Here is a 531-nt window from a genome sequence, read left to right on the forward strand (position 1 = left end):
GAGGCAGGCTCCACGGTGACGAGCCGAAAGTGGCGGCCATAGAGCGGATGAGCGGGATCGATGACGACAATCTCAGATGCGTCAGGATGATCATCGTTCCTATGAGGGGTATCTCTGGACCCCGTCGTGGGAAGGCATCGATTGGCGCCGCCCGGCATGGTCCGCGCCACCGGCGCGTGTCGTGTAGATTATCTTCTTGATTTCGCTTCATAATGCTGTCTTCGACAGACGGCGTGCGGTAGATTTTGAGCATGGCAGCCGCGCTTGATTCGCTTCCTGATGATCCCTTGGCACTGAAGGCGATCATCCTCTCGCAACGGGAGGAGATCACGCGGCTCTCCGCGACTGAGAAAGCCCTGGAAGCGCTCGTTCAAACCCTGAAGATCCGCATCGCACGGCTGCAAAAGCGTACGCATCCGAGGTGGGCCGCCTTGTAGGAATTGTCGGATTTGGCACTGACTGTCCTTATTGACGTCAAAAAGGACAGTGCGGCTATGGATCGAGTTGAGATTGTCGATACGGGTCGGCGTC

The 531-nt window shown here is 57.4% G+C and carries 2 protein-coding genes; one reads left to right on the forward strand and one right to left on the reverse strand.

Translation table 11 applies throughout. The annotated features are described in order from the left end of the window. A partial coding sequence (locus FS320_RS47495; protein ID WP_210252281.1) for a hypothetical protein occupies positions 1 to 253 on the reverse strand: 253 nt, incomplete at its 3' end. Here FS320_RS47495 and FS320_RS45755 point away from each other — a divergent pair. Continuing rightward, positions 252 to 437 carry a hypothetical protein gene (locus FS320_RS45755; RefSeq protein WP_153885425.1) on the forward strand — a complete coding sequence of 62 codons (186 nt, stop codon included), beginning with the start codon at positions 252 to 254 and terminating at the stop codon, positions 435 to 437. The two genes, FS320_RS47495 and FS320_RS45755, sit on opposite strands and share 2 nt — an antisense overlap. The last annotated feature ends 94 nt before the right edge of the window (positions 438 to 531 follow it).

This window comes from Microvirga tunisiensis (assembly GCF_009296175.1).
Taxonomy (GTDB): domain Bacteria; phylum Pseudomonadota; class Alphaproteobacteria; order Rhizobiales; family Beijerinckiaceae; genus Microvirga; species Microvirga tunisiensis.

Bases quoted from the DNA above. Each gene is read 5' to 3' on its own strand.
- FS320_RS45755 (WP_153885425.1), top strand. From the start codon at position 252: ATGGCAGCCGCGCTTGATTCGCTTCCTGATGATCCCTTGGCACTGAAG.